The 24597-nt window shown below is 66.4% G+C and carries 17 protein-coding genes; 12 read left to right on the top strand and 5 right to left on the bottom strand.

The features are described from left to right. Positions 1-4 precede the first annotated feature (4 nt). The 5 genes from hutH (at position 5) to IFT58_RS10140 (ending at position 8504) form a co-directional block, all read left to right on the top strand. Positions 5-1561: a histidine ammonia-lyase gene (hutH, locus tag IFT58_RS10160; protein ID WP_192079948.1), complete on the top strand. Its 1557-nt coding sequence runs from the start codon at positions 5-7 to the stop codon at positions 1559-1561. Continuing rightward, a complete protein-coding gene (gene hutG / locus IFT58_RS10155; protein ID WP_192094674.1) occupies positions 1558-2412 on the top strand; it encodes an N-formylglutamate deformylase in 855 nt (284 codons plus the stop codon). Before hutH ends, hutG begins: the two co-directional genes overlap by 4 nt. Next, complete coding sequence (hutU, locus tag IFT58_RS10150; RefSeq protein ID WP_192094673.1) at positions 2409-4085, top strand: urocanate hydratase; 1677 nt, start codon at positions 2409-2411, stop codon at positions 4083-4085. The genes hutG and hutU overlap by 4 nt, the downstream gene beginning before the upstream one ends. Before the next feature lie 196 nt (positions 4086-4281). Then, positions 4282-6393 (top strand): TonB-dependent receptor, encoded by a 2112-nt coding sequence (locus IFT58_RS10145; RefSeq protein WP_192094672.1) that lies wholly within the window; start codon positions 4282-4284, stop codon positions 6391-6393. 176 nt (positions 6394-6569) lie between these two features. After that, entirely contained in the window at positions 6570-8504 is a 1935-nt protein-coding gene (locus tag IFT58_RS10140; RefSeq protein ID WP_192094670.1) for an HWE histidine kinase domain-containing protein, read from the top strand. A 24-nt stretch (positions 8505-8528) separates the two neighbouring features. Here the strand turns inward: IFT58_RS10140 and IFT58_RS10135 are convergent, their stop codons facing one another. From IFT58_RS10135 to IFT58_RS10125, 3 genes are read right to left on the bottom strand one after another with little or no spacing between them, the layout of a single operon-like run. After that, positions 8529-8909 (bottom strand): hypothetical protein, encoded by a 381-nt coding sequence (locus IFT58_RS10135; RefSeq protein WP_188326950.1) that lies wholly within the window; start codon positions 8907-8909, stop codon positions 8529-8531. Then, entirely contained in the window at positions 8906-9244 is a 339-nt protein-coding gene (locus tag IFT58_RS10130; protein WP_192094667.1) for a hypothetical protein, read from the bottom strand. Before IFT58_RS10130 ends, IFT58_RS10135 begins: the two co-directional genes overlap by 4 nt. Before the next feature lie 43 nt (positions 9245-9287). Then, positions 9288-10016: an SGNH/GDSL hydrolase family protein gene (locus IFT58_RS10125; protein ID WP_249405670.1), complete on the bottom strand. Its 729-nt coding sequence runs from the start codon at positions 10014-10016 to the stop codon at positions 9288-9290. A gap of 215 nt (positions 10017-10231) precedes the next feature. Between IFT58_RS10125 and IFT58_RS10120 the strand changes: the two genes are divergently transcribed. Then, positions 10232-12406, top strand: coding sequence for a hypothetical protein (locus IFT58_RS10120; protein ID WP_192094663.1), 2175 nt, complete (start codon positions 10232-10234; stop codon positions 12404-12406). Between the two features lie 321 nt (positions 12407-12727). On the opposite strand, the gene IFT58_RS10115 is transcribed toward IFT58_RS10120, so the two are convergent. Continuing rightward, positions 12728-15577 (bottom strand): TonB-dependent receptor, encoded by a 2850-nt coding sequence (locus IFT58_RS10115; RefSeq protein WP_342029553.1) that lies wholly within the window; start codon positions 15575-15577, stop codon positions 12728-12730. Between the two features lie 157 nt (positions 15578-15734). On the opposite strand from IFT58_RS10115, the gene IFT58_RS10110 reads away from it, so the two are divergent. Then, a complete protein-coding gene (locus tag IFT58_RS10110; protein WP_188326945.1) occupies positions 15735-16517 on the top strand; it encodes a DeoR/GlpR family DNA-binding transcription regulator in 783 nt (260 codons plus the stop codon). Positions 16518-16843: 326 nt separating this feature from the next. On the opposite strand, the gene IFT58_RS10105 is transcribed toward IFT58_RS10110, so the two are convergent. After that, positions 16844-17989, bottom strand: coding sequence for an amidohydrolase family protein (locus IFT58_RS10105; protein WP_192094659.1), 1146 nt, complete (start codon positions 17987-17989; stop codon positions 16844-16846). 114 nt (positions 17990-18103) lie between these two features. On the opposite strand from IFT58_RS10105, the gene IFT58_RS10100 reads away from it, so the two are divergent. From IFT58_RS10100 to IFT58_RS10080, 5 genes are read left to right on the top strand one after another with little or no spacing between them, the layout of a single operon-like run. Next, complete coding sequence (locus IFT58_RS10100; protein WP_192094657.1) at positions 18104-20200, top strand: glycoside hydrolase family 36 protein; 2097 nt, start codon at positions 18104-18106, stop codon at positions 20198-20200. After that, positions 20197-21126, top strand: a complete 930-nt coding sequence (locus tag IFT58_RS10095; protein WP_223203008.1) for a DMT family transporter — start codon at positions 20197-20199, stop codon at positions 21124-21126. Before IFT58_RS10100 ends, IFT58_RS10095 begins: the two co-directional genes overlap by 4 nt. 11 nt (positions 21127-21137) lie before the next feature. Next, complete coding sequence (locus IFT58_RS10090; protein WP_192094655.1) at positions 21138-22427, top strand: D-tagatose-bisphosphate aldolase, class II, non-catalytic subunit; 1290 nt, start codon at positions 21138-21140, stop codon at positions 22425-22427. Continuing rightward, positions 22414-23574 (top strand): SIS domain-containing protein, encoded by a 1161-nt coding sequence (locus tag IFT58_RS10085; RefSeq protein ID WP_192094653.1) that lies wholly within the window; start codon positions 22414-22416, stop codon positions 23572-23574. The genes IFT58_RS10090 and IFT58_RS10085 overlap by 14 nt, the downstream gene beginning before the upstream one ends. Next, entirely contained in the window at positions 23571-24506 is a 936-nt protein-coding gene (locus IFT58_RS10080; RefSeq protein ID WP_192094651.1) for a BadF/BadG/BcrA/BcrD ATPase family protein, read from the top strand. The genes IFT58_RS10085 and IFT58_RS10080 overlap by 4 nt, the downstream gene beginning before the upstream one ends. Positions 24507-24597: the final 91 nt, after the last annotated feature.

Genomic DNA, 24597 nt, shown 5'->3' with positions numbered 1-24597 from the left:
TTCAATGCAAGATGACACGCGCAACACCCCGCTGGTCCTTCGCCCCGCCCATGTACCCCTTGCGCAGTGGCGGCAGGTGTATCGCGGCGCACGCATCGCACTGGATCCGGCGTGCCTGCCGGCCGTGCAGGCCAGCGCCGCGACCGTGGACGCCATCGTCGCCAAGGGCGCGCCGGTCTATGGCATCAATACCGGCTTCGGCAAGCTGGCCAGCGTGCGCATCGAGCCCGAAGACCTGGCGACGCTGCAGCGGAACATCGTGCTGTCCCATGCCGCCGGTGTGGGTGAGCCGATGCCGCCGCCGGTGGTACGCCTGATGATGGCGTTGAAGCTGGTCAGCCTGGCGCAGGGCGCATCGGGCATCCGCGTGCAGACCCTGCAGCTGCTTGAAGCGCTGCTGCAGCACGACGTGGTGCCGGTGATCCCGGCGCAGGGGTCGGTCGGTGCATCCGGCGATCTGGCGCCGCTTTCGCACCTGGCCAGCGTGATGATCGGCGTGGGCGAGGCGTTCGTGGGGGGCGCTCGCTTGCCGGCCGCCGAGGCCTTGGCGCAGGCGGGCCTGCAGCCGCTGCAGCTGGGTGCCAAGGAAGGGCTGGCCCTGCTCAACGGCACGCAGTTTTCGACCGCGTATGCGCTGGCGGGGCTGTTCGAGATCGAGATCGTGTTCCAGGCTGCGCTGGTCACCGGCGCGCTGTCGGTGGAAGCGGCCAAGGGCTCTGATACCCCGTTCGATCCGCGCATCCACAGCATCCGCGGACAGCGCGGACAGATCGTCACCGCCGCCGCGCTGCGCACCCTGATGCAGGGCTCGGCGATCCGCGAATCGCACCGCGACAACGACGTGCGCGTGCAGGATCCATACTGCCTGCGCTGCCAGCCCCAGGTAATGGGCGCGGCGCTGGACATCATCCGCCAGGCCGCCACGACGCTGGAAATCGAGGCGAATGGCGTGACGGACAATCCGCTGGTGTTCACCGATACCGGTGAAGCGCTAAGCGGTGGCAACTTCCATGCCGAGCCGGTGGCCTTTGCCGCGGACATGCTGGCGATGGCGATCTGCGAGATCGGCTCGATCAGCGAGCGCCGCACTGCGATGCTGGTCGACCCTGCCTTGTCCGGCCTGCCTGCGTTCCTGACCCCGCGTCCTGGCTTGAACTCCGGCTTCATGATTCCGCAGGTCACCGCCGCCGCGCTGGTGTCGGAGAACAAACAGCGCGCCTACCCGGCCAGCGTGGATTCGATTCCCACCTCGGCCAACCAGGAAGACCACGTGTCGATGGCAGCGCATGGCGCACGCCGCTTGATGCAGATGGCCGAGAACGCCGCCAATGTAGTCGGTATCGAACTGCTGGCTGCCGCGCAGGGCTGCGATTTCCATGCCCCGCTGCAGTCCAGTGGGGCGCTGGAAGCGGTGCGTGTGCTGCTGCGCGCGCAGGTGCCGACGCTGGAAGACGACCGCTATTTCCACCCGGACATGGTGGCGGCAACGAACCTGGTGCGCAGCGGTGCGCTGTCTGCTGGACTCGCCGAGGTACTGCCGAGCGTGGAGCCAGTTGCATGAACGCTTATCCGTCCTGGCTTGAGGTGCATGAAGGTGATGCGCCGCTGGTGATCAGCTTCCCACACACCGGCAGTGACCTGCCCGACGACCTGCGCGGCCGTTTCGTCTCGCCATGGCTGGCGCGACGTGACGCCGACTGGTGGGTGCATGATCTCTACGCCTTCGCGCGCGGGCTGGGGGCCACCACGGTGCGTTCGGCGATCTCGCGGTCGGTGATCGACCTCAACCGCGACCCCAGCGGCGTGTCGTTGTATCCGGGCCAGAATACGACCGGCCTGTGCCCGCTGACGACCTTCGACAATCAGCCCCTGTATTCGGACGGAATGGAACCGGATGAAGCGGAGATCGCGCGGCGCCGCGACACGTATTTCGCGCCCTATCACGCTGCGCTGCGTGCGCAGATCGCGCGCCTGCGTGAGCGCTACCCCACCGTGGTGGTGTACGACGCGCATTCGATCCGATCGCAGATTCCGCACCTGTTCGACGGTGAACTGCCGCAGTTCAACCTCGGCACCGCCGGTCCGTCGGGCGCGGTGGACACGTCCTGCGACAACGCGCTGTCGGACGTGGTGGAGAATTTCTGCCGACTCAGCGGCATGCCCCACGTGCGCAACGGCCGCTTCAAGGGGGGCTGGGTCACCCGTCACTACAGCGACATCCCGGGCGGCGTGCACAGCCTGCAGATGGAACTGGCCTGCCGGGGCTACATGCACGAGCCGGCCCCCGCCGCGCTGGACGCGCACAGCTGGCCTACGCCGCTGGACGACGACCACGCCGCACCGCTGCGCCACACCTTGGCGCAGGTGCTGAACGCCTGCCTTGAATTCGCATCGACCCGGAGCGCCGCATGACCCGTAACGACCCGTCCCGCACCATCATCGCGCCCACCGGCACCACCCTCACCGCGAAGAGCTGGCTGACCGAAGCGCCGCTGCGGATGCTGATGAACAACCTGCACCCGGATGTGGCCGAGCGGCCGCAGGAACTGGTGGTGTACGGCGGCATCGGCCGCGCCGCACGTGACTGGGAAAGCTTCGATGCGATCGTCGCCGCGCTCACCCGGCTGGACGACGACCAGACCCTGCTGGTGCAGTCCGGCAAGCCGGTGGGGGTGTTCCGCACTCACGTCGATGCACCGCGCGTGCTGATCGCCAATTCCAACCTGGTGCCGCGCTGGGCCAATTGGGATCACTTCAACGAGCTGGATAAGAAGGGACTGGCGATGTACGGCCAGATGACCGCCGGCAGTTGGATCTACATCGGCGCGCAGGGCATCGTGCAGGGCACCTACGAGACCTTCGTGGAGATGGGCCGCCAGCACTATGACGGCAGCCTGGCCGGCAAGTGGCTGTTCACCGGTGGTCTGGGCGGCATGGGCGGGGCACAGCCGCTGGCTGCGGTGATGGCCGGCGCCTCGTGCCTGGCGGTGGAATGCCGCAAGTCCAGCATCGAGATGCGCCTGCGCACTGGGTACCTGGACACCTGGACCGACGACCTGGATGAAGCGCTGCGGTTGATCGAGGAATCGTGCACGGCGAAGAAGCCGCTGTCGGTCGGCCTGCTCGGCAATGTCGCCGACGTGCTGGACGAACTGCTGGTGCGCGGGGTCAAGCCGGACCTGTTGACCGACCAGACCTCCGCACATGACCCGGTCAACGGCTATCTGCCGCAGGGCTGGACCGTGGAGGAATGGGACGAGAAGCGCGTGTCTGCGCCGAAGACGGTGGAGAAAGCCGCACGCGAATCGATGGCCAATCACATCCGCGCGATGCTCGCCTTCCATGCGCTGGGCGTCCCGACCGTCGACTACGGCAACAACCTGCGCCAGATGGCGCTGGAGGAAGGCGTTGAAGATGCGTTCGATTTCCCCGGCTTCGTGCCGGCCTACATCCGTCCGTTGTTCTGCCGCGGCATCGGCCCGTTCCGCTGGGCTGCACTGAGCGGTGATCCGGAAGACATCGCCAAGACCGATGCCAAGGTGAAGGAACTGATTCCGGACAACCCGCACCTGCACCGCTGGCTGGACATGGCCGCCGAGAAAATCAAGTTCCAGGGCCTGCCCGCGCGCATTTGCTGGGTCGGGCTGGGGGATCGCGATCGCCTGGGGCTGGCGTTCAATGAAATGGTTGCCAGTGGCGAGCTGAAGGCGCCGGTGGTGATCGGCCGCGATCATCTGGATTCGGGCAGTGTGGCCTCGCCCAACCGCGAAACCGAAGCGATGGCGGACGGCTCCGATGCGGTATCGGACTGGCCGCTGCTCAACGCCCTGTTGAACACCGCCAGCGGCGCGACGTGGGTATCGCTGCATCACGGCGGCGGCGTGGGCATGGGCTTCTCGCAGCATGCCGGCATGGTGATCGTCTGCGATGGCACCGAGGCGGCCGCCAAACGCATCGCCCGCGTGCTGTGGAACGACCCGGCCACCGGCGTGATGCGGCATGCCGATGCCGGCTATGAGATCGCGCTGGAGTGCGCGAAAGAAAAGGGATTGGACCTGCCGGGCATTCTGGGCAGAGCCATCTGATCGGTACTGACGGCCGCTGGCCGTCAACGTCCTGCCGCTGCGCTCGCCGAGCGTGGCTCGGCGCTACCGATACCCGTCGCCCCCTTCAGCGCGGGCTCGACAACCTGCATGCGCCCTGTTAACTTTCGCCGCCTCGCTGCGGTTTACAGGGCTCATACCCGGCCGCGGCCTCACTCCGCTGCTGGTTTTACTCCTCATGACGCCTGTTGTCCTGCCTCCCTGCGTGCTTGCCGTTGCGGTACTGACCGCCCTTGCTGCCCTGCCCGCCCGCGCTGAAACTGCGGCCCAGCCGACCACGCTGGACCGGGTCGATGTCACCGCAGCCGATACCACCGACGCCGCCCGCAAGGCGCTTGCGCGGGTGCCGGGCGCCGGCAATGTCGTGGATCTGGCCAAGGTATCGCAGGGCCGGGTCGTCGGCACCGCGGACGTGCTCGCCTATCAGCCGGGCATCACCGCGCAGTCACCGGGGAACGAAGGCACGAAGGTGTCCATCCGCGGATCTGGCATCAATCGCGGTCCCGGTGCGCATGCCTCGGGCATTTCGGTATCACTGGATGGGCTGCCCCTGACCGGCGCCGGCGGTACGCCGTACGAACTGCTGGAACCGCTGTGGCTCTCACGCGTGGACGTGCTGCGCGGTGCCAACGGGTTCGAGCGTGGCGCGCTGGCATTGGGCGGTGCCATCAACTACGTCAGCCGCAGCGGCCGCGACGCGCCAGGGCTGGAGCTGCACTACGAAGCAGGCAGCCGTGGCTACCAGAAGCGCAGCGTCGGCTACGGTGGGGTGCAGGACGCACTGGATTACTACGTCGCTTACACCGACACGCAGTTCGACGGTTACCAGCGGCATGCGTCCGGCGACGGCAAAGGCGCAATGGCCAACATCGGCTGGCAGATCACCCCGGACCTGCAGACGCGCTTCTTCGTGCGTTATCGCGAGACCCACCACGAGACGCCCGGGCGCCTGACCCGCGCGCAGATCCGCAACGACCCGCGCGCGGCCAACCCAGCCAACCTGGCCATCGATGCCAGCCGGCCACAACCCGGCAGCACGTGGATCGGCAACATGACCACGCTGCAGGTGGATGAGGATTCATCGCTGCAGGCTGGCGTGGTGTATCACAAGTACCCGATGGACTTGAACGAAAGCCTCTACCGGCAGCAGTTGGATTACGCCAACCTCAACGCGACGCTGGATTACCGCCGCCGCCACACAGTGTTCGGCCGTGACAGCGTGACCACCATCGGCCTGCGCGTCACCCATGACCTGGATGCGGACGTGCGCGAGACGCTGCGCTTCCCCAGCAATGGCTATCCCGCCGGAACCCACACGCGCGACTTCTCCCATCACGGCACCGACAGCACGCTGCATGTCAGCAATGAGCTGCAGCTGAGCGATGCCCTGAGCGTGCAGACGGGCGTGGCGCTGGTGCAGACGCGGCGAGAGGTGGAGGTCACCTGGCCACGCACCGGTGAACGCTTGAACGAACGCGACTGGGATTACGCGCCGCGGCTCGGCTTCACGTGGCAGGCCTCGCCGGCCGCCCAGTGGTTCGGCAATCTCAGCCGTTCGGTCGAGCCGGCACATCCTTGGTCGATGATCTGGGGATCAAACCTGTTCTTCCCTGCGGGCAATGGCGCATCGAGTGGACGGCAGCGTGCGCCGGTGGCGTTGGACAACCAGACCGCGACGACGCTTGAGCTCGGCGCGCGTGGCACGGCGGGCATCGGGCAATGGGAACTTACCGGCTACTACGCGCACGTGAACCATGAGCTGTTGAGCGTGGAAGTGGCGCCGGTCCCGAACCTGTTCATTGCGGAGAACAACGCCAGCCCCACCGTGCATCGCGGTGTGGAAGCCGGGCTGGACAGCACCCTGTACCAGGGCAGCACGGGGCGGATGTCACTGCGGCAGGCCTACACGTTCAGCGATTTCCGGTACCGGCATGACGCACGGTTCGGCGAGAACTGGCTGCCTGGGCTGCCCCGGCACTACTACCAGGCCGAGCTGCGGTACGACCACGCGTCCGGTCTGTATGCGGCGGTGAACACCGAGTATGCGTCGAAGACCTTTGTTGACTACGCGAACAGCTTCCGCGCGGACGGCCACGTCATCTTCGGCAGCCGTGTGGGCTTCGATGCCCCGAGTGGTCGGTGGCAGGGGTGGCTGGAGCTGCGCAACCTGGGCGACAAGCACTACGCCGCCACGGTAACGCCGGGGTATGACGATGGTGGACGCGACGTGGCCCGTTCCACGCCGGGCGAAGGATTCGGCGTGTACGCCGGCGCACGATTGCGTTGGTGATGGCTCGCCAAAGGCATACCGCCGGGTAGCGCCGAGCCACGCTCGGCTGATTCCTGCAACATTCGAGTCCCGCTTCGCTCGCCGACCATGGGTCGGCGCTACCGGGGCAGCCTTCACGTGCTCTTTGCGTCGGGGTTGGCAAAACGGTGGGCCTGACGAACTTTCCCTTCGCCACCATGCCCCCTGCCCTGTCCGACGTCGCCGTCGAAACGATCCTCGACGACTCCCGCCTGGGTGTCTGGCACTTCGATATCGCTCGACGGCAGCTCACGGCGTCGGGTACCGCCGCTGATCAACTGGGCGGCATCGCACCTGCCGTGTTGCGCGCTGCATGGCGGCGCGTACATCGGCAGACCCGCGACGCCCCGCACTTTGAGATCGAACTCCCCTGGACCGATGGCAACAGCCGACGCTGGCTGATGCTGCGCGGGCGGCTGGATCGGCAGCGTGACCATATCAACGGCATGTGCCTGGACATGACCCGCCGGGTGCGCGCCGAACTGCTGGTACGAGAACAAGCAACACTGCTGGATACGCTGGCACGGGGCACACCGCCGCGCGAGTGCCTGCAGGTACTGATCGACTCGATTGAACGGATGAAGCCGGGTCTGCAGGCGTGCGTCGTCGTCAGCTCCGCACGTGAGCCGCTGGTGCGTTATGTCATCGGGAGCAGCATGCCCCCGGCTCTGCTGGAGCAGCTTGAGCGCGCGTCTTGCTCCCCGCTTGCCGCGCGCTTCACTGGCGGGTCTGTCGCTGCTGTGTCGCCAGACGTTTCGACGGACGCGGCATGGGCGGCGCAGTGGCAGGGCCATTGCCAGCAACAGGGACTGCAGGCCTGCAACCCGATTGCCATCACCCACGCCGGTGCAGGTCCGCGTGCGTGGCTGCTGATGTGCCTGTCCGAGGCGCGCCCGCTCAGCGGGTGGGAAGAAGAGGTCGCGCAGTTCGGCACCCGCATCGCGGCCGTCGTGCTGGACCGCGAAGACCAGCAGCTGGCACTGGAGCGGGCGGCCGATGCGGTGGTGCACGCGCTGCATGACGCAGAACGCGAGCGTCGCCGCCTGAAAGCGTTCCTGGACAGCTCACCGGACCTTGCTTACATCTTCAACCTCGATCATCGCTTCACCTACGCCAATCGTGCCCTGTTGCGGATGTGGGGCAAGACCGAGGAAGAGGCGCTGGGCCTGAACTGCCTGGAGCTGGGCTACCCCGACTGGCATGCAGCCATGCATGGCCGCGAGCTCGATCAAGTGATCGCGACCGGCAAGCCCGTACGTGGGGACGTCCCGTTCGAAGGTCCTTTGGGGCGTCGCATGTACGACTACATCTTCGTCCCGCAATTGGACGCGCGCGGCAACGTCGAAGCGATCGTCGGGACCACGCGCGATGTCACCGAGCGTAGCGAACATGAAGAAGAACGGCGGCGCAGTGAAGCGATGCTCCGCATCCTGGTCGATGAGCTGCAACACCGGACACGGAACATCATGTCGGTGGTGCGTGCGATGGCCAGCCGCACCCTCGCCACCAGCCGCGACATGACCGACTTCGCCGGCCGCTTCGATGCCCGCCTGGATGCCCTGGCACGCGCGCAGGGCCTGCTGTCGCGGCTCGGCGAACTGGACCGGGTGCAGTTCGATGCGCTGCTGCGCGGGGAGCTGGCCGCGCATTGCGATCCGGCGGCACAGGGCGATCAGATCGTACTGGAAGGTCCGCACAACATTCCCTTGAGATCAGGCAGCGTGCAGCCCTTGGCGATGGCGTTGCACGAGCTGGCGACCAACGCGGTGAAGTACGGAGCGCTGCGCCAACAGGGAGGTCGGCTGCATGTGCGGTGGTCGCTGCTGGAGACCGGCGCTGTTGACCCCGGCGCCCCTACGCTGCGCATCGACTGGAACGAACACGATGTACACGACCTGCCGGAGAATCCCCAGCAGATCCGTGGCGGTGGTGCAGGACGTGAGCTGATCGAACGCGCGTTGCCGTACCAGATCGGTGCCGACGTCGACTACGGCTTTGCCGATGATGGACTGCGTTGCACCATCCAGCTGGATGCTTCACAGCTGCAGCTCGATGCGATGGACCGCGTACAGGCGTCGATGGTGGTGACCTGACGTGACGGACGGTGCGCGATAGCGCTAAGCCGTTCGCTGCTGTCTGCGCCACATCGTGACGTGCCAGAGGCAGAGATAGGTGGCAAACAGGACACCCGGCGCGGCGAACAGCAGCAATCCGAGCACGCCCGGCAGCAGCCATCCCACCGCCAGCAAGGTCCCCATCAGCGGCCAACGCCAATGCAGCGGACGGCGCTCCAACCAACGCAGGTTCAGCGCACCCAGAATGGGCCATGCCGCCAAGCTCGCGGGCGCGGCGACAAAGAGATAGAGGTCTTGGAGGGGAGGCCATCCCTCCCAGCTCAGGGGCTGCCCCAGCGCAACCGTTACGAACATCAGCTGCCACATCATCCCCGGAATGCATAACAGCCAGATCAAGACGGACAACGCGATGCGCCACTTCATGCGTTCGGCCCCTGCTCGCTGCACGGCAGAGCCGCATACCACGTTGCATACGGCGTGTTCTTCACCAGATGACGGTTGAAGTCCTTCGCCCCGTCGCTCCACCAGACCGGACCACGCTCGCCCAGCCCAACCTTCGCGGCGTCAACCGCGGCACGTGCGGCAGCAAGCTGCGCTGCGTCGTCTGCAGCCAGGGCCGTTTTCACCGCTCGCCGCGCGTCCATCAGTTGGGCCACCAACGCCGTCCGGGTGACCTCGTCCAATCCAGGGTTGGCTGCACGCCACAGACGTCCGCGGACGACGATGTAACGGCCATCCGGTGTGGTGGGCACGCTCAACGCAGCATTCCGTCCGGCGAGCGACCAGACCGCCCGGCTCGTTTCACCGCTCCGTCCCCTGCGTCCTGCCTGATGGCACCGCGCCCGCCGCAGCCAGTGCGTCGGCGATCGCGGCCTCGGCCAGGGGGGCCATGCGCGCGTATCCGGCCGGCGTGGTATGCACCCCGTCCGCCGACAGCGCGACATCCAGCCCGCCTTCCTTGTTGGTCATGAGCGCGTGGTAGTCCAGGAACACGATTCCCTCTGTGCCTGCGTATTGCTTCAGCGCTGTGTTCAGGGCCCGCACCTTGTCCGCTGGCCGCAGCCCTGCGCGCCACGGGTAACTGCTCACGGGAAGTACCGATGACAGCACCACCGCGATGCCATGGGCCTTGGCCAGTTCCACCATGCCGTGCAGGTTGTCCTCGATCATCGCCTGTGTCGCAGGGCCAGTGTTGCCGGCGATGTCATTGGTGCCGGCCAGCACCACGACGACCGCCGGGCGCAGCGCGATCACATCCTGGCGGAAGCGCAGCAGCATCTGCGCCGTCGTCTGTCCGGAGATGCCGCGGTTGATGTAGCCCTTGCCGGGGAAAAACGTACTGCTGCCGGTGGCGCCCCATCCTTCGGTGATGGAGTCGCCGAAGAAGACCACACGCGGGCGGTCGGCCGGGGCGGCAGGCAAGGCGGCATTCTGTTCGCGGTAATACCCCAGTTGCGGCCAGTCGGCCAGGCGCTGCTGCATGGCGCGTATCTGTTCGGGCTGAAGCGATCCGGGCTCGGCATGGAACATCGGGTCACTGGCCGGCGGTTCGGGCAGTACGGCGGGGCCGGCCATCATCAGGATCGGCAGCAGGTTGGACAGCAGCGACATGCAGTTCACTCCAGTAACAGGCAACAGGGACGTGCAGCCCCCCTGCAGAAAGTATCACCTGAGCCTGCAGCCTTCACGCTGTTGCCGCCGGCCGCTGCCGATAGTAGCGGCATGATTCCCGCCTGCGGTCCACCATGCCCCTGATTCCTGCGCGTCTGCAGCGCCTGCCGCGCTGGCCCCGACCTGTCCGTATCGCGCTGGCAACCCTGTTGGCGCTGTATCTGTTGTATCTGCTTGCAGGCAACATTTTCCTCAACACGCCGCTGTTCGACATGGTCACCAACCGCAAGCCGGACAAATTCCAGCTGCACAGCGGCCCTGCCCTGACCGTGGTGCCAGGGCATGCAGTGCTATGGAACGTACATGTACGGGTGCAGGCCAACCGGACGTTGTTCGTGTTCAGTGGTGAGCGGGCAAGCGCGTATATTTCGCTGCCCGCCCTGCTGCGTCGTGAGATCCATATCCCGCGCGTGGATGCCGCCGGCGTACGCGCAGTGATCCGCCAGGTCGACAAGGCCATCCCGCCCCCGCCGCGCAGCGACAGGGGATGGACGGTGCGTATGGATGAGATCCATAGCGACAGCGTCCGCAGCGGCGAGTTCGGCAAGCTGCTGATAGCCGGCAAGGGCCAGGCGACCGTGGGATTCGTCAAGCAGCTGCGCGGCGGGCCCGCCGAGTTGCTCGACAGCACGGCGACGTTCGATGAGGCCACGATCAGCCTTGATGGCACGACCGTGCTGGACCAGGCCCACCTTGACGCACGCGCGAGTTTCCCCCGGCATTACCGCGACGAAGCGCCCGGACGCCGCAAGCTCGGCATCCTGACCGCCGAGTTGAAGGTGGATGCGCGCAGCCAGGCCCTGCGCATCGACACGGCCGGCGCCCACGTCAAGGTCGGCACGATTCCGTCTACGGCGCGATTGCAGGCCGACCTGGCAATGGATCACGGCGGTGTGCTGCGGCCGGGTAGCCATCTGGTGTGGCGCCTGCCGGTGCACGCCGGTGACCACGCGACCGATCGCGGCCTGTTGGCACTGCAGCTCAACGTCGCCGAGCAGATCCGCCTGCAGGCCCGGCTGCCGAAGGACGAGGACACCGGCAGCGAGATCGACGCCGACCTGCACATCGCCGGCCGCACGATTCCGTTCGATGATCTGTCCGACCTGCTGCCCCGGACCTCCGGCGACGTACGCGCGAGCTGGAAGTTCGAATCGCTCAACTGGATCTCCGAGCTGATCGTGCGCAAGCCGTGGTTCCGGCTGGATGGTGGCGGACTGGTGAAGGCAGACCTGAAACTGGCCAATGGCCAACTGGCACCGGGCAGCACCGCCGAGGTTCCGCAGGTGGTGGCCATTGCCGATGTGGCGGGGGTGCGGATGCGCGGCGATGCGCATGCCAAGGGCCGCATCACCGAGGGCACCACGCCGCAGGCGGAGTTGAAGGTGGAGATTCCCCAGTTCCGCGCCGCACCGACGGATGCGCCCGATCAGGTGCTGTTTGACGGCCGCGCCATGTCCTTGGATCTCACCGGGGATGCACGCCTGAAAGAGCTGAAGGAAGGCGTGCGCGCCCGGTTGCGGTTCAACGACGCGCGTGTGCCCGACCTGTCGCGCTACAACCGCTTCGTGGGCAATGACCAGCTGCGGCTGCTGGGCGGCACCGGCCTGCTGAGTGGCGATGTGGAGCTGGATACCTCCGGCCGCATCGGGACCGGCAAGGCCGACCTGCGTGGCGAAGGTGCGCGGATGCAGCTGGCCGGTGTCGCGATGCGCGGCGATGCGCTGCTGCGGGCACGCATCAAGCGGGCGGATTTCGAGCAGAAGCAGTTCGACCTGGGCGGCACCACCGTACGTCTGCAGGACGTCCGCATCGCCGACAGCACCGATGCCGGGTGGTGGGGCGAGCTGGCGGTGCGCAGCGGGCATCTGGGTGCGTCGGCGCCGCTGAATGCCGATGCGGTGGCCGACATCCGCCTGCGCGATGCGGGCCCGTTGCTGGATGTATTCGGCGAACGCAGCGCCTACCCCCGGTGGGTACTGGGGCTGGTGGATTCGGGCGAGGTGCAGGCCAGCGGCCAGTTGCGCTGGCGGCAGGGCCAGCTGGTGATCGATGATCTGGAAGCGGAGAACGCGCGGCTTTCGTTGCGCGGCCGGCTGGACATCGGCAAGCCGGGCAAGCGCGGCGACCTGTATCTGCGTTGGGGCGTACTGGGCGCCGGCATCGAACTGGACGGTGAGAACCGCCAGTGGCATCTGGCCGGTGCCAAGGAATGGTATGAAAAGCAGCCCCGGCTGCTGCCGGCCAGGTAGCGCCGACACCGGTAGAGCCGACTTCAGTCGGCTGCACGGAGAATGGTAGAGCCGACTTCAGTCGGCTTCACCGAGAATGGTAGAGCCGACTTCAGTCGGCTTCGGCCTGCAAAAGCAGCCGACTGAAGTCGGCTCTACCAGTCAGGTACAAGGGCAAAAGCAGCCGACTGAAGTCGGCTCTACCAATGCAAGAGCGGGATCAAGAGCAGGTGCAGGTGCAGCCGACTGAAGTCGGCTCTACCAGTCCAGGTTCACCCGGTCAGGTTCACCCGATGCGTGACAGTCTGCGACCGTCACGCACCGGCACTACGCTTCGCTCGCTCAGAAGCGCGCGCTGAAGCCCAGCGTGAACGAGCGGCCGTAGCGGTAGTAGCCCTGCGACAGCAACGGGTTGCCGTTGATGCTGTAGGTCTGTGCTTCGTCCAGCAGGTTCTGGCCTTGCAGGCTGACGCTGAACATGTCGTTGATCTCATACGAGATGCTCGCGGTCAGCCAGGTGATCTCGTCGGCCTGTTCGTTGTAGCCCGCACCCAGCACGTTGGTGGCGGTCACGAAACCGTCGCTGTAATCGGCCGTTGCACTCACCGACCACGGGCCCTTTTCATACATCAGGCCCAACGAATACACCGACGGCGCGATGCCTTCCAGCGGGCGCTCTTCGCCGCCGACGAAGCTCTTGGACCAGTTGCGCGTGTACTGCGCGCGGAAGCCCAGGCCGTTCTCCCAGAAGTGCTGAAGGCCGGCTTCGATGCCGTGCACCTTGGCGTAGTCGCCGTTGATCGGGCGCATCACGTTGAACAGGTAACCCGGCACGCCGATGTCCTGGCCCGGCTCCCAGCTGGTGGTGATCTGGTTTTCGATCCGCTTGTAGAACACCGCCATGTTGGCGATCGACTGCTCGTCGAAGTACCACTCCAGCGAGACATCGCCCTGCTGCGCGGTGTACGGCTTGAGATCCACGTTGCCGCCGTAGATCTGGGTGAACTCGCCCCACGACACGCTGGCCGTGGTGTTGGTCGGTGCGAGCTTGTCCACCGGCGGGCGCGCCATCGTCTTGGCCGCACCCAGGCGCAGCAGCAGGTCATCGGTGAAGCGCCAGGTGAAGTTGCCTGACGGCAGGATGTAGCGGTAGCTGCCGTCCTGCAGCACCGGGGTCGGGTCGGCGTAGCGTGCGGTGTAGTTGAACGCGCCGTTCTCGGTGATGCTGATGATCTTGGCATCCCATGCCTGCGCGCGGGTCGTCGTGCTGACCACGCGCACCCCCACGTCCGCGCTCCAGCGCTCGCCGGACAGGTCGGCCTGGACGTAGAACGCGTTGGTCTTTTCTTCCACGCGGTAGCTTTCCAGCGGATTCCACTGCGGTGCGGCGTTGGCGAAGTCGTACACGCTGCCGTCGGGACGCGGGTTGCCGTTGTAGGCTTCCAGGCTGGCCAGGTAGTTCGGCACGTCGAAGCCCAGGAAACTGCGCGGGAAGTTCGAGCCCACTTTGTTCATGAAGTTCGGCAGTGACAGGGTGCGGTCCAGCACGCCGCCTCCCAGGTCGCCGACGTTGATCGCGTTGTCCACCGAGTAGTAGTCGGCGCCGCCGTTGAGGGTGTTGTTGATCAGGTCACGGCGCTTGCTGCGCTCGGTGCGGGTCATGCCGAAGTTCAGTGAGTCCACGCCCCACTCGCCGACGTACAACTTGCCGGCGATGGTGCCGCCCGTGATCTCGTCCTTGATGTTGTCGCCACGCAGTTCCATGTAGTGCGTGTTGAAATCACGGTCATTGAACTGGCCGTTGGCCAGCCCCGTGGACAGATCGCGGCCGTCATCCAACGTCGTTGTGACATTCGGCACGGCGTCGCCGGTCAGGTCGATGCGCGTGACGTTCGGCTGGTTCATGCGCAGCACCACGTAGGTGTCCTGCCCGCCCGACTTGCGCTCGGAAGTGGAGCGGTACACATCGCCGGTCATGGTCAGGCTGTCGTTGACCTTCCAGCTGCCGTTGATGCCGAACAGATCGGTATCCACCACGCGGTGCTCTGTCTGGTTGAGCACTTCCGGGTTCATCCGCTGCTCTGGATCCGGGTTGTCCATGGTGAAGCCGGTGACGATGCCGTTCTGCACGTTGATATCCGACCAACGGCCCGGTGCGAACAGCGGGTAGAACGACTGCTGGTAAGACACCTGCGGCGAATCCAGGCGGGTTTTCAGGCCGTCCACCACGATGCGCACGTCGTCGTTGGGACGCCACTCGAACTTGCCCGAGAAGGCTTTGCGCTTCTTGTCTTCCTGCACCGAACCGACGCGGAACTGACCCGGCGCGATCAGCCCATACTCGTCCGGATCCAGTTCGCCATTGCCGTTCGGGTCGATGTTGCCGCCCCAGGCATTGCCACCCCAGCTGGGGTCGGCCGGATCCGGATTGCGCGTCCAGCCGCCGTCATTGCCCGCGATATCCGTGCGGTCCTTGCGCTCGGCGTAGACCGCGCCGATCAGCAGGCCCATGGTGTCGTCGGCAAAGGTGTTGCTGTAGGTCGCAGAGAACTTGCGGCCGTTCAACTCGGACATCTGGTTGTGGTCGCCCTCTGCACGCACGATCGCATGCTGGCCCTTGTTGTCGAACGGGCTGGCCGAACGCAGGTTGATCAGGCCGCCGATCGCCCCTTCCGTGAGGGACGCCTGCGCGCCCTTGACCACGTCGGCGCCACTGATCACGTCCGACGGCAACACGTCGTAGGCGAAGTCGCGCCCTGCGCCGTCGGTGGCGAGGATGCGGTTGTTGAAGGTGGTAAGCGTGTACTCCGGGCCCAGGCCACGGACGCTGACTTTCTGCCCTTCGCCACCGGCCGTGCGGGTGATCGATACGCCGGTGATGTGGCTGAGCGAGTCGGCCACGTTGTCATCCGGGAAGCGGCCCAGTTCCAGCGCGCTGATCGAATCCTGCACGGTAGACGCATCGCGCTTCAGTTCGGTGGAACGCGCCAGCGCGGCGCGGACACCGCTGACCTGCACGGTTTCCAGATCGACGGCGCTGCCGGCAGGTGCCTGCTCAGCAGCAGCCACCGTTGTACCGGCGGGCGGCGGCGTGTCGGGACTGGCTTGCTGCGACCACGCCGTGGCGGGCAGCAGCAATGCAAGGGTGATTCCATGGTAAAGACAATGGCGATGCGGACGGACGGCGTTCACGGGCTCTCTCTCCTGAGGCATGAAGCGTAGGACGGTGGCTGTGGGGGCCTGGCTGGTGAAGCAACGAAACCGAGCGTATATGAGGTTTCGTTTTGCATCAATAGCGAAATGTAACGAAAAGGCGCATACTCTTGAACGTTTGAAAGGAGCTCTCTGCATGGTCGCCACCCGGGACACCAGCCATCGCCGCCAACAGATCAGTGAACTGGTTCGCCAGCACGGCAGTGTGCAGGTGTCCTCGCTCGCCCAACAGTTCGGCGTGAGCCTGCAGACCGTGCGCAAGGACCTGCGCTACCTCGCTGAGCGCGGGGTCATGGCGCGGGCCTACGGCGGCGGCATCGACAGCGGTGCGGTGAGTGCTGCGCCTGCGGCCGAGCCTCATTACGAGACCAAGCGCACTGTGTTTCTGGATGAGAAGCGCCGCATCGGTGCACGCGCTGCGGCGATGGTACGGCCGGGCGACACCATCGCGATTGATTCGGGCACCACGGCGATGCAGCTGGCCGAGGCCCTGCCGGACATTGATCTGACCGTCGTCACCAACGATTTCGGCGTACTGACCGTGCTCAGCCCGAAGACCCGGATCAACCTGGTGATGCTGGGCGGAGAACTGCGGCGCAAGAACATGGCCTTCTATGGCGGGCTGACCGTGGAAGCACTCGATGCCCTGCATGTGGATCTGCTGTTCCTGGGCGTGGATGGATTCGATGTGGAGCGCGGCATCACCACGCATTACGAACCCGAAGCCATGCTCAACCGCAAGATGGTCGAGGCGGCACGTGCGGTGGTCGCGATCACCGACAGCTCCAAGTTCGGCAAGGTCTGCCTGCACCGGATCATTCCGGTATCGGACATCGACACGCTGATCACCGATGTCGGCGCCCCCGACGACGTGGCCCAGCACTGCCGGGCCCTGGGCGTGGACCTGCAGCTGACCTGATTTGCAGCGCAGCGGCGGCGGCGGCTGGCGGGGTACAGCCAGCGGGTAGAGCCGACTTCAGTCGGCTGCACCCAACCCACGCGCACTGACCCACTCCGCCGAGCACGGCTCGGCGCTACCAAAGCCCATTCACCGGTCGCCGCGCGTGGTCAACCGCCTACCGGCGGGGTAGAGCCGGCGGGTAGAGCCGACTTCAGTCGGCTGCACCCAACCCACACGCGCTGACCCACTCCGCCGAGCACGGCTCGGCGCTACCGAAGCCCATTCACCGGTCGCCCGTCAGGGCCGAGCACCGCGCGGCGTCACCCGGATTCCTGGGCCCGCCGTTACAGCTTGAACTCGCGTGCTGCGTTGCCGTAGTACACCTTGTCGATCACCGTACGCGGCAGCGCCAGTCCGGCGACATCGGCGGCCAGCACGTCGATGTGCTGGGTTTCGTCAGTGGCCAGGTAGCGCCAGTCTGATTGCCACACCGCATGCGTTTCCGCCTTGAACTGTGCCGTATCCGCGCCCGGTGACTGGGTCAGATCGGTGCCGTAGAGCAACCGGTCCTGGTAGCGGATGAAGAAGTCGCGCACCTTCGCGCGGTCTGCATTGGACTGATACTGCACCTGGCTCATGCGTGCAGCCAGATCAACCGTTGCGTTCGGAAACCGGTCAAGAAAGCCGGCCAGCACATCCACGTCGTATTCCAGGCTGGCCATGTGCGCCCCGATCACCCGCAACTGCGGATGCGCGGCGACGAAGCGGTCGCGCACCGCCATCAGGTCGGCGTGCGAAGGCTGCTCCGGATGCAGGAACATGTGGTACTGCGGGTGCTTGGCAAAGTACTCGCGGTCGTTGTTGGTGGTCATCTTGTCCAGCGGCAGCCAGCAGTTGTACGGCTCGCCCTGGTGCGCGATCAACGGCACACCCAGCGCGCGCACATGCTCGGCCACCGGTGCAAGGCCTGGGTCGTCGAGCATGATCGCCCTGCCCTGCGCATCCTTCTCCACCATGCCGATGTTCTTCCAGACCTTGACTGCCCGCGCGCCCTCGGCGATGTCGCGGTCCAGCCCCGTGTTGACCTGCTGCAGCCAGCCCTCGCTGCCATAGCCCTTCATCGAGAATGTGGTCGCCCAGTGGAAGTGCGCGGGATCCTGCTTCGCCTGCGCGACGGCGATCGCATGCTGATCCTGCAGGCTGGGGAAGTCCGGGTAATCGACATTGATCGACAGCACCTCGAAGTTGTCCGCGCGCGCCTGCTGCAACAGGGAGGTATCACGGTCGTTGGCGTGCACATGGGCATCGAATTTGCGCACGGTGGCAAAGTCGGCCATCGCATAGGGCGTAGTGTTCGTCGTGACGGCGTCAGCGCTCGGTGCGGGCACCGACGCAGCGGTCTTGCCGGCCCCGGGTGACGGCGAGCAGGCCGCGAGACTGATGGCCGCCAGCGCCACTCCAAGGGCCAACACCTGCTGTTTCACTGCCATGACGCACTCCGCTGTTAGGAAACGAAACTTAATCGAACCATATCGCAACAAAACGCTTGCATCAACGTTTGGCGCGTGCGCAGAATGCCCCTCATCGTTACTCGGAATGACGTTATGCCACCGATTGGACGCCGTACCGCATTGAAGCTGATTGCCGGAAGCGTGGCAGGCAGCATGGCGTGGAGTGCAGCCCCTTGGGCGCGCGCCGCGATGGCTCCCCGTTCGACGGATCAGGCCGCCGGCGATGCCGTGCTGAGCCTTGCCTTCGACAAGCGCATGCATACCCGCGTTTCCCGCAACGGCAAGCCCCTGACCGGCTGGCAGCCCAGTGAAGCGCTGCTGCTGGCCGACACCGAGATCGTCGACTTTGCACTGGCGGATCAGCAGGCGCATGTGCTGGATGACCCCCGTCATGGCTCCGGCAAGCAGGTGGTCTTCACCGGCCGCTCCCGCGACGGGGTGGAGAAGCAGGTTGCGGTGAGCAGTTTTGACCAGCAGCCCGGTCTGGCCCTGCTGCAGGTGCGTTACCGCAACATCGGCAGCGCGCCGCTGGCCGTGACCGGTTGGCGCAACAGCGCGTACCAGCTGGACGAGGCGCCGGGCGGTTTCTGGAGTTTTTCCGGTGCCACCCACACCGATCGCCGCGACTGGGTGCAGCCGATGGATGCGGGCTTCGACCAGCGCAACACGCTGTCCATGGATTCATCGGACTACGGCGGCGGCACGCCGGTTGCCAATATCTGGCGCCGCGATGTCGGCCTGGCCGTTGGCCATGTCGAGCCCGTCCCGCGCCCACTGGACATGCCGGTCAAGCGCACTGCGAAGGGTGCGGCCATCGCCATCGAATCACCGCAGGCCGTCACCTTGGCACCGGGCCAGGAACTGGTGACCGAGCGGACCCTGCTGGCCGTGCACGAAGGCGATTTCTACGCGCCCCTGCAGCAGTACCAGGTCTTCATGCGCGGCGAAGGCATCGAAGGCCCGCGTCCGCCCGATTCGGCGTTCGCGCCGATCTGGTGTGCATGGGGCTACGAGCGCGACTTCAGCGTGGAGCAGATCTTCGCCACGCTGCCGAAGGCGAAGGAGCTCGGCTTCGAATGGGCGGTACTGGATGACGGGTGGCAGACCAACGAAGGCGACTGGAAGATCGACCTGCGCAAGTTCCCGCGCGGCGATGCGGACATGCGCGCGTTCACCGCGGAGGTACGCCGCCACGGCATGCGTCCGCGCCTGTGGCTGGCCCCGTTGGCCGCCGATCCGGGCAGCGACGTGCTGCACGACCATGTCGACATGCTGCTGCTGGACAAGGAAGGCGCCTTCCAGACCGTCACCTGGTGGAACGCGTTGACCCAGTGCCCGGCTTACCAGCCGACCATCGATTTCTATGTCGAACTGACCCGCAAGGCGATCGCCGACTGGGGCTTCGAGGGCATCAAGCTGGATGGCCAGCATCTCAATGCCGTTGCGCCCTGCTTCAATCCGGCACACAAGCACGCCAGCCCGCAGGATTCCGTGGTCGGCCTGGCGAAATTCTGGGATGCGATCTACCGCGCGGCGCACGATGCGAACCCCGATGCCGTCGTCGAGCTGTGCCCCTGCGGCACCGCATTCGCCTTCCACAACCTGCCGGCCACCGACCAGTTTCCGTCGTCGGATCCGCTGTCGTCGTGGCAGGTGCGCAGCAAGGGTAAATCCATCAAGGCGCTGATCGGCGACCGCAGCAGCTACGCCGGTGACCATGTGGAGCTGTCCGACAACCGCGATGACTTCGCTTCCAGCGTGGGCATCGGCGCGGTGATCTCCAGCAAGTTCACCTGGCCGAAGGACACCGATCATCCCTCGGTCCCCCTTCCGCCCGGTGGCTTCGTGCTGACCGACGAGCGCGAAGCGCTGTGGCGTCGGTGGGTGGGCCTGTACAACACGCACATGCTGCCCAAGGGCGAGTACCTGGGCACGCTGTACGACATCGGCTTCGACAAGCCCGAAGCGCATGCCATCGCCAAGGACGGAGCTCGCTACTACACCTTTTATGCGCCCCGCTGGGACGGCAAGGTCGAGCTGCGTGGACTGCCGGCCGGCCGTTGGGCGGTACGCGACCTGTTCAACGACACCGATCTGGGCGAGGTGGACGGCGGCACCGTGGCCCGCCTGCCCGCGCGGTTCGAGCGCTTCCTGATGCTGCAGGCCACCCCTGCCGGTACCCGCGCATGAGTGCCGAGGCCGTCGTGATGGCTGCCCCGCCCGCGCGCCGTCGCCCCTGGTTGGGATTCGCGCTGGCCACGGTGGCCCTGTGGGGTGTGTGGGGCGCGCTGTCCCCGCTATCTGCTGCGCATGGCTTCCCGGATACGCTGGTGTACTGCGTCTGGGCGCTGACCATGGTGCCGCCGGCGCTGTACATCCTATGGCGCGGCGGCTGGCAGCTGGAGCGCTCGAAGCGGGCGATCGGCTACGGCCTGATCATCGGCCTGCTCGGTGCTGGTGGGCAGATGCTGCTGTTCCACACGCTGACCATCGGTCCTGCGTACTTCGTGTTCCCGGTGATTTCGCTGTCGCCGGTGGTGACCATTGCGCTGTCTTTCCTGCTGCTGCGCGAGCGCACCGGCTGGCAGGGCACGCTGGGCATCGTGCTGGCCCTGGTGGCGCTGCCGCTGCTGGATCTATCTTTCGGGCGCGGCGAAGCCGGCCTGGGCTGGTTCGTGCAATCCCTGCTGATCATGCTGGCGTGGGGCCTGCAGGCCTATTTCATGAAGCTGGCCAACGACACGGTGCGGGCGGAGAGCATCTTTGCCTACATGACGCTCGGCGCGCTGCTGCTGGCACCGGTGGCCTTGGCGATGACCGACTTTTCGCAACCGATCAACTGGGGCCTGACCGGGCCGTGGATGACCGCCGGCATCCAGATCCTCAACGCGATCGGCGCGCTCACCCTGGTCTTTGCCTTCCGCTACGGCAAGGCCATGGTGGTGGCGCCGCTGAGCAACGCAGGCGCACCGCTGGTGACGGCCGTGCTGTCGCTGCTGTTCGCCAGCGTCGTGCCGGGCCCGCTGAAGACGGTCGGCCTGGTCCTCGCCCTGATCGCATCGCTGCTGCTGGTGCTCGAACCCGAGCGCCAGACACCGCCTTCCCCCCTCCCCTGACAGGACTCCCCATGCACGTTCTGCTCGACCTGGTCGCGCGGCATCGGCAAGGCCACGCCATCGGCGTGACCTCGATCTGCTCGGCCCATCCCTTGGTCATCGAGGCCAGCCTGCGCCACGCGCAGCGCACCGGTCAGGATCTGCTGCTGTTCGAGGCGACCTGCAACCAGGTCAACCAGGATGGCGGCTATACCGGCATGCGACCGGCGGACTTCGTGCGCTTCGTGCATGACATCGCCGAGCGCGTGGGTTTCGACGCCGGCCGCATCGTGCTCGGTGGCGATCATCTGGGTCCCAATCCGTGGACGTCGCTGGACGCGGCGGCCGCGATGGACAAGGCCGAGGTGATGGTCGGTGAGTACGTCGCTGCCGGCTTCCGCAAGATCCACCTGGATTGCTCGATGGCCTGCAGTGGCGATCCGGAGCCGTTGCCGGAAGCCGAGATCGTAAGGCGTGCCGTACGCCTGTGCCGTGGTGCGGAGGCCGCGTGGCAGCAGGCCGGTGGCGAGGCGCCGGTGTATGTGATCGGCACCGAAGTGCCCGTGCCCGGCGGCGCCACTGAGTCCATCGAAGGCCTGGCGGTGACCACTGCCGATGCCGCGTTGGCCACCATCCAGGCGCATCGCGTCGCCTTCGAGGCCGCCGGCCTGGGCGAGGCGTGGCTGCGCGTGCTGGCCTCGGTGGTGCAACCGGGCGTGGAGTTCGACCACCACGACGTCATCGACTACGACAGCAGCAAGGCACAGGCGCTCAGCCAGTCGGTCACCACGGTGCCGGGACTGGTCTTCGAAGCGCATTCCACCGACTACCAGACCCGCGATGCGCTGGCCGCGCTGGTGCGTGATCACTTCGCGATCCTGAAGGTGGGTCCGGGCCTGACATTCGCCCTGCGCGAAGCACTGTGGGGACTCGATGCCATCGAGCGCGAATGGATCGCCGATGACCAGCGCGCGCGGCTGCGCGAGGTCACCCTGCGCCGCATGCAGGATGCACCCGGTTATTGGCAGCGCTATTACCACGGCGAAGGCCGTGCCCTGTCCACCGATCTGCAGTACAGCCTCAGCGACCGCATCCGCTACTACTGGCCTGACCCGCAGATCGAAGCGGCGCGGGTGCAGCTGTTCGACAACCTGCGGGCCGACCCGCCGCCGATGCCGCTCATCGGCCAGTACCTTCCCCATGCCTTGAACGCGGTGCGCAACGGAACGGCAACGTTCGATCCGCAGTCCCTGGCCATGGCCCATATCAGCGCTGTCCTCGATGACTACCACCATGCATGCACGAACCATGACCTCACCTGACATTCTCGGTTTCCCCGAACCGACGCTGGAAGCGAACGGTGCACTGTGGACCGCGCGCGAGATCGCCCAGCAACCGGACATGCTGCAGGCCACCGATGCCCTGGTGGCGACGATGGCCGATCAGCTGCGCGCGTTCGTCGGGCCCCTGATCGATGACCCGTCCGCGCGCGTCGTGCTGACCGGTGCGGGCACATCGGCGTACATCGGCCAATGCCTTGCACCGCTGCTGGACCGCCAGCTGGCCGCACGCGTGGACGCCGTACCGACCACCGACATCGTCTGTGCACCGCGCCTGTACCTGGACCCGACCCAGCGCCTGCTGCTGGTGTCCTTCGGGCGTTCCGGCAACAGTCCGGAAAGTCTGGCAGCGGTCGAGCTGGCCGAATCGCTGGTCAATGAGGTGCACCATCTGGTGGTGACCTGCAATCCCACCGGCGCGTTGGCGCGGGTGCCCGTGGCCCGCTCGATGACCCTGCTGCTGCCCGAGCAGACGCACGACACCAGCTTTGCGATGACCTCCAGTTTCAGCTGCATGATGTACGCCACGCTGGCCGCGCTGGTGCCTGCCAGCGTGCGCGGCGGTCGCGTCGACGCCATTGCGGCAGCCACCGCGCAGGTGATCGACACCGCCCTGCCCCTGCTCCACACCTTGGCCGAAGCCCGCCATGATCGCGTGGTGTATCTGGGCAGCGGGCTGCTGCAGGGCCTGGCGCGCGAAGCCACGCTGAAGCTCGGCGAGCTGACCAACGGGGCCGTGGTCACGTGCTATGACTCACCGCTGGGATTCCGCCATGGCCCGAAGACCTTCGTCACCAATTCCACGCTGGTAGTGGTGTTCGTGTCCAACGATCCGCACACGCGGCGCTACGACCACGACCTGATCGACGAACTGCGCCGCGACGGCTGTGCGGCGCGGGTGATCGAGATCTCCGCCCAGCCGCGCGATGCGGCCGCCGCCGATACGCTGGCGGTGCACGGGCTGCAGGACGCACACGATGTCGAGCTCCTGTGGCCTTATGTCGCCGCGGCGCAGATCTACGCGTTCCTGCATTCGCTGGCGCGCGGGGTGACGCCGGACAATCCGAACCCGGCCGGCATCGTCAACCGCGTGGTACAGGGCGTGCAGTTGTACGCGTTGGACGCATGAGTGGCGCGCTGTACCTGGGCGTGGACGGTGGCGGCACCAAGACCCGCTTCGCCCTGATCGATGCGCAGGCCACGCTGCTGGCCGAGGCGCAGCTGGGGACGACGTATCACCCGCAGGTGGGGCTGGACGGCGTGCGTGCGATTCTTGCTGAAGGCATCGAGCAGGTCCTGACGCAGATTGGTGCAGGACGCGAGGCCATCCGCCAGGCGTTCTTCGGCCTGCCTGCGTACGGCGAAGACAGCCGCGCCACGGCCCGGCTGCAATCGATACCCGGGGACGTGCTGGGTCACGCACGTTACAGCTGCGACAACGACATGGTCTGTGGCTGGGCGGGGTCGTTGGCCTGCGCCGACGGCATCAACATCATCGCCGGCACGGGCTCGATGGGCTACGGACGTCGCGGTGCGGCCTCTGCACGTGCCGGCGGCTGGGGAGAAGCGTTTTCCGATGAAGGGTCGGCGTACTGGATTGCCGTGCAGGGGCTCAATGCGTTCTCGCGGATGAGTGATGGCCGCCTGCCGCGCGGGCCGCTGCACGGCATCCTGCGTGAGCACTTCCAGCTGGGCGAGCATGACCTGGACATCTGCGCGCATGTATACGGCGAGGGCCACGGCTCACGGGGTGAGTTGGCGCAGCTGTCGCCGCTGGTGTCGCGCGCAGCACAGGCAGGCGACCCGGTGGCCGCCTCGATCTTCGAGCGGGCCGGGCACGAGTTGGCTGCCATCGCCGACGCGCTGCGCATCAGCCTGGACTTTCAGGCCGGCGAGCCGGTGCCGCTGTCCTGGTCGGGCGGTGCATTCAGTGCCGGCGATGCGTTGATGCGTCCTTTCTCGACCGCGCTGCACGCTGCCAGCCCGCACTTCACCCTGCAGGCACCCCAGCATCCACCGCATTACGGTGCCGCACTTTACGCGCGCCTGCTGGCGCACTGACGCTGTAACGAAGATGGGTGGGGCCGCGCCATGTTCGCGGCCCTCGCGGCCACGACCATGATGGCTGTCAGGTCTCCACGCGCATTGCGCA

The sequence above is a fragment of the Stenotrophomonas sp. CFBP 13718 genome (genome assembly GCF_014842145.1).
GTDB lineage: Bacteria > Pseudomonadota > Gammaproteobacteria > Xanthomonadales > Xanthomonadaceae > Stenotrophomonas.
This window is presented reverse-complemented; position numbering and strand designations above follow the sequence as displayed.

Excerpts from the sequence above, each read along its gene's own strand:
- hutH (WP_192079948.1), top strand. The coding sequence starts at position 5 with ATGCAAGATGACACGCGCAACACCCCGCTGGTCCTTCGCCCCGCCCAT.
- hutG (WP_192094674.1), top strand. The coding sequence starts at position 1,558 with ATGAACGCTTATCCGTCCTGGCTTGAGGTGCATGAAGGTGATGCGCCG.
- hutU (WP_192094673.1), top strand. The coding sequence starts at position 2,409 with ATGACCCGTAACGACCCGTCCCGCACCATCATCGCGCCCACCGGCACC.
- IFT58_RS10145 (WP_192094672.1), top strand. The coding sequence starts at position 4,282 with ATGACGCCTGTTGTCCTGCCTCCCTGCGTGCTTGCCGTTGCGGTACTG.
- IFT58_RS10140 (WP_192094670.1), top strand. The coding sequence starts at position 6,570 with ATGCCCCCTGCCCTGTCCGACGTCGCCGTCGAAACGATCCTCGACGAC.
- IFT58_RS10135 (WP_188326950.1), bottom strand. The coding sequence starts at position 8,909 with ATGAAGTGGCGCATCGCGTTGTCCGTCTTGATCTGGCTGTTATGCATT.
- IFT58_RS10125 (WP_249405670.1), bottom strand. The coding sequence starts at position 10,016 with ATGTTCCATGCCGAGCCCGGATCGCTTCAGCCCGAACAGATACGCGCC.
- IFT58_RS10120 (WP_192094663.1), top strand. The coding sequence starts at position 10,232 with ATGCCCCTGATTCCTGCGCGTCTGCAGCGCCTGCCGCGCTGGCCCCGA.
- IFT58_RS10110 (WP_188326945.1), top strand. The coding sequence starts at position 15,735 with ATGGTCGCCACCCGGGACACCAGCCATCGCCGCCAACAGATCAGTGAA.
- IFT58_RS10105 (WP_192094659.1), bottom strand. The coding sequence starts at position 17,989 with ATGGCAGTGAAACAGCAGGTGTTGGCCCTTGGAGTGGCGCTGGCGGCC.
- IFT58_RS10100 (WP_192094657.1), top strand. The coding sequence starts at position 18,104 with ATGCCACCGATTGGACGCCGTACCGCATTGAAGCTGATTGCCGGAAGC.
- IFT58_RS10095 (WP_223203008.1), top strand. The coding sequence starts at position 20,197 with ATGAGTGCCGAGGCCGTCGTGATGGCTGCCCCGCCCGCGCGCCGTCGC.
- IFT58_RS10090 (WP_192094655.1), top strand. The coding sequence starts at position 21,138 with ATGCACGTTCTGCTCGACCTGGTCGCGCGGCATCGGCAAGGCCACGCC.
- IFT58_RS10085 (WP_192094653.1), top strand. The coding sequence starts at position 22,414 with ATGACCTCACCTGACATTCTCGGTTTCCCCGAACCGACGCTGGAAGCG.
- IFT58_RS10080 (WP_192094651.1), top strand. The coding sequence starts at position 23,571 with ATGAGTGGCGCGCTGTACCTGGGCGTGGACGGTGGCGGCACCAAGACC.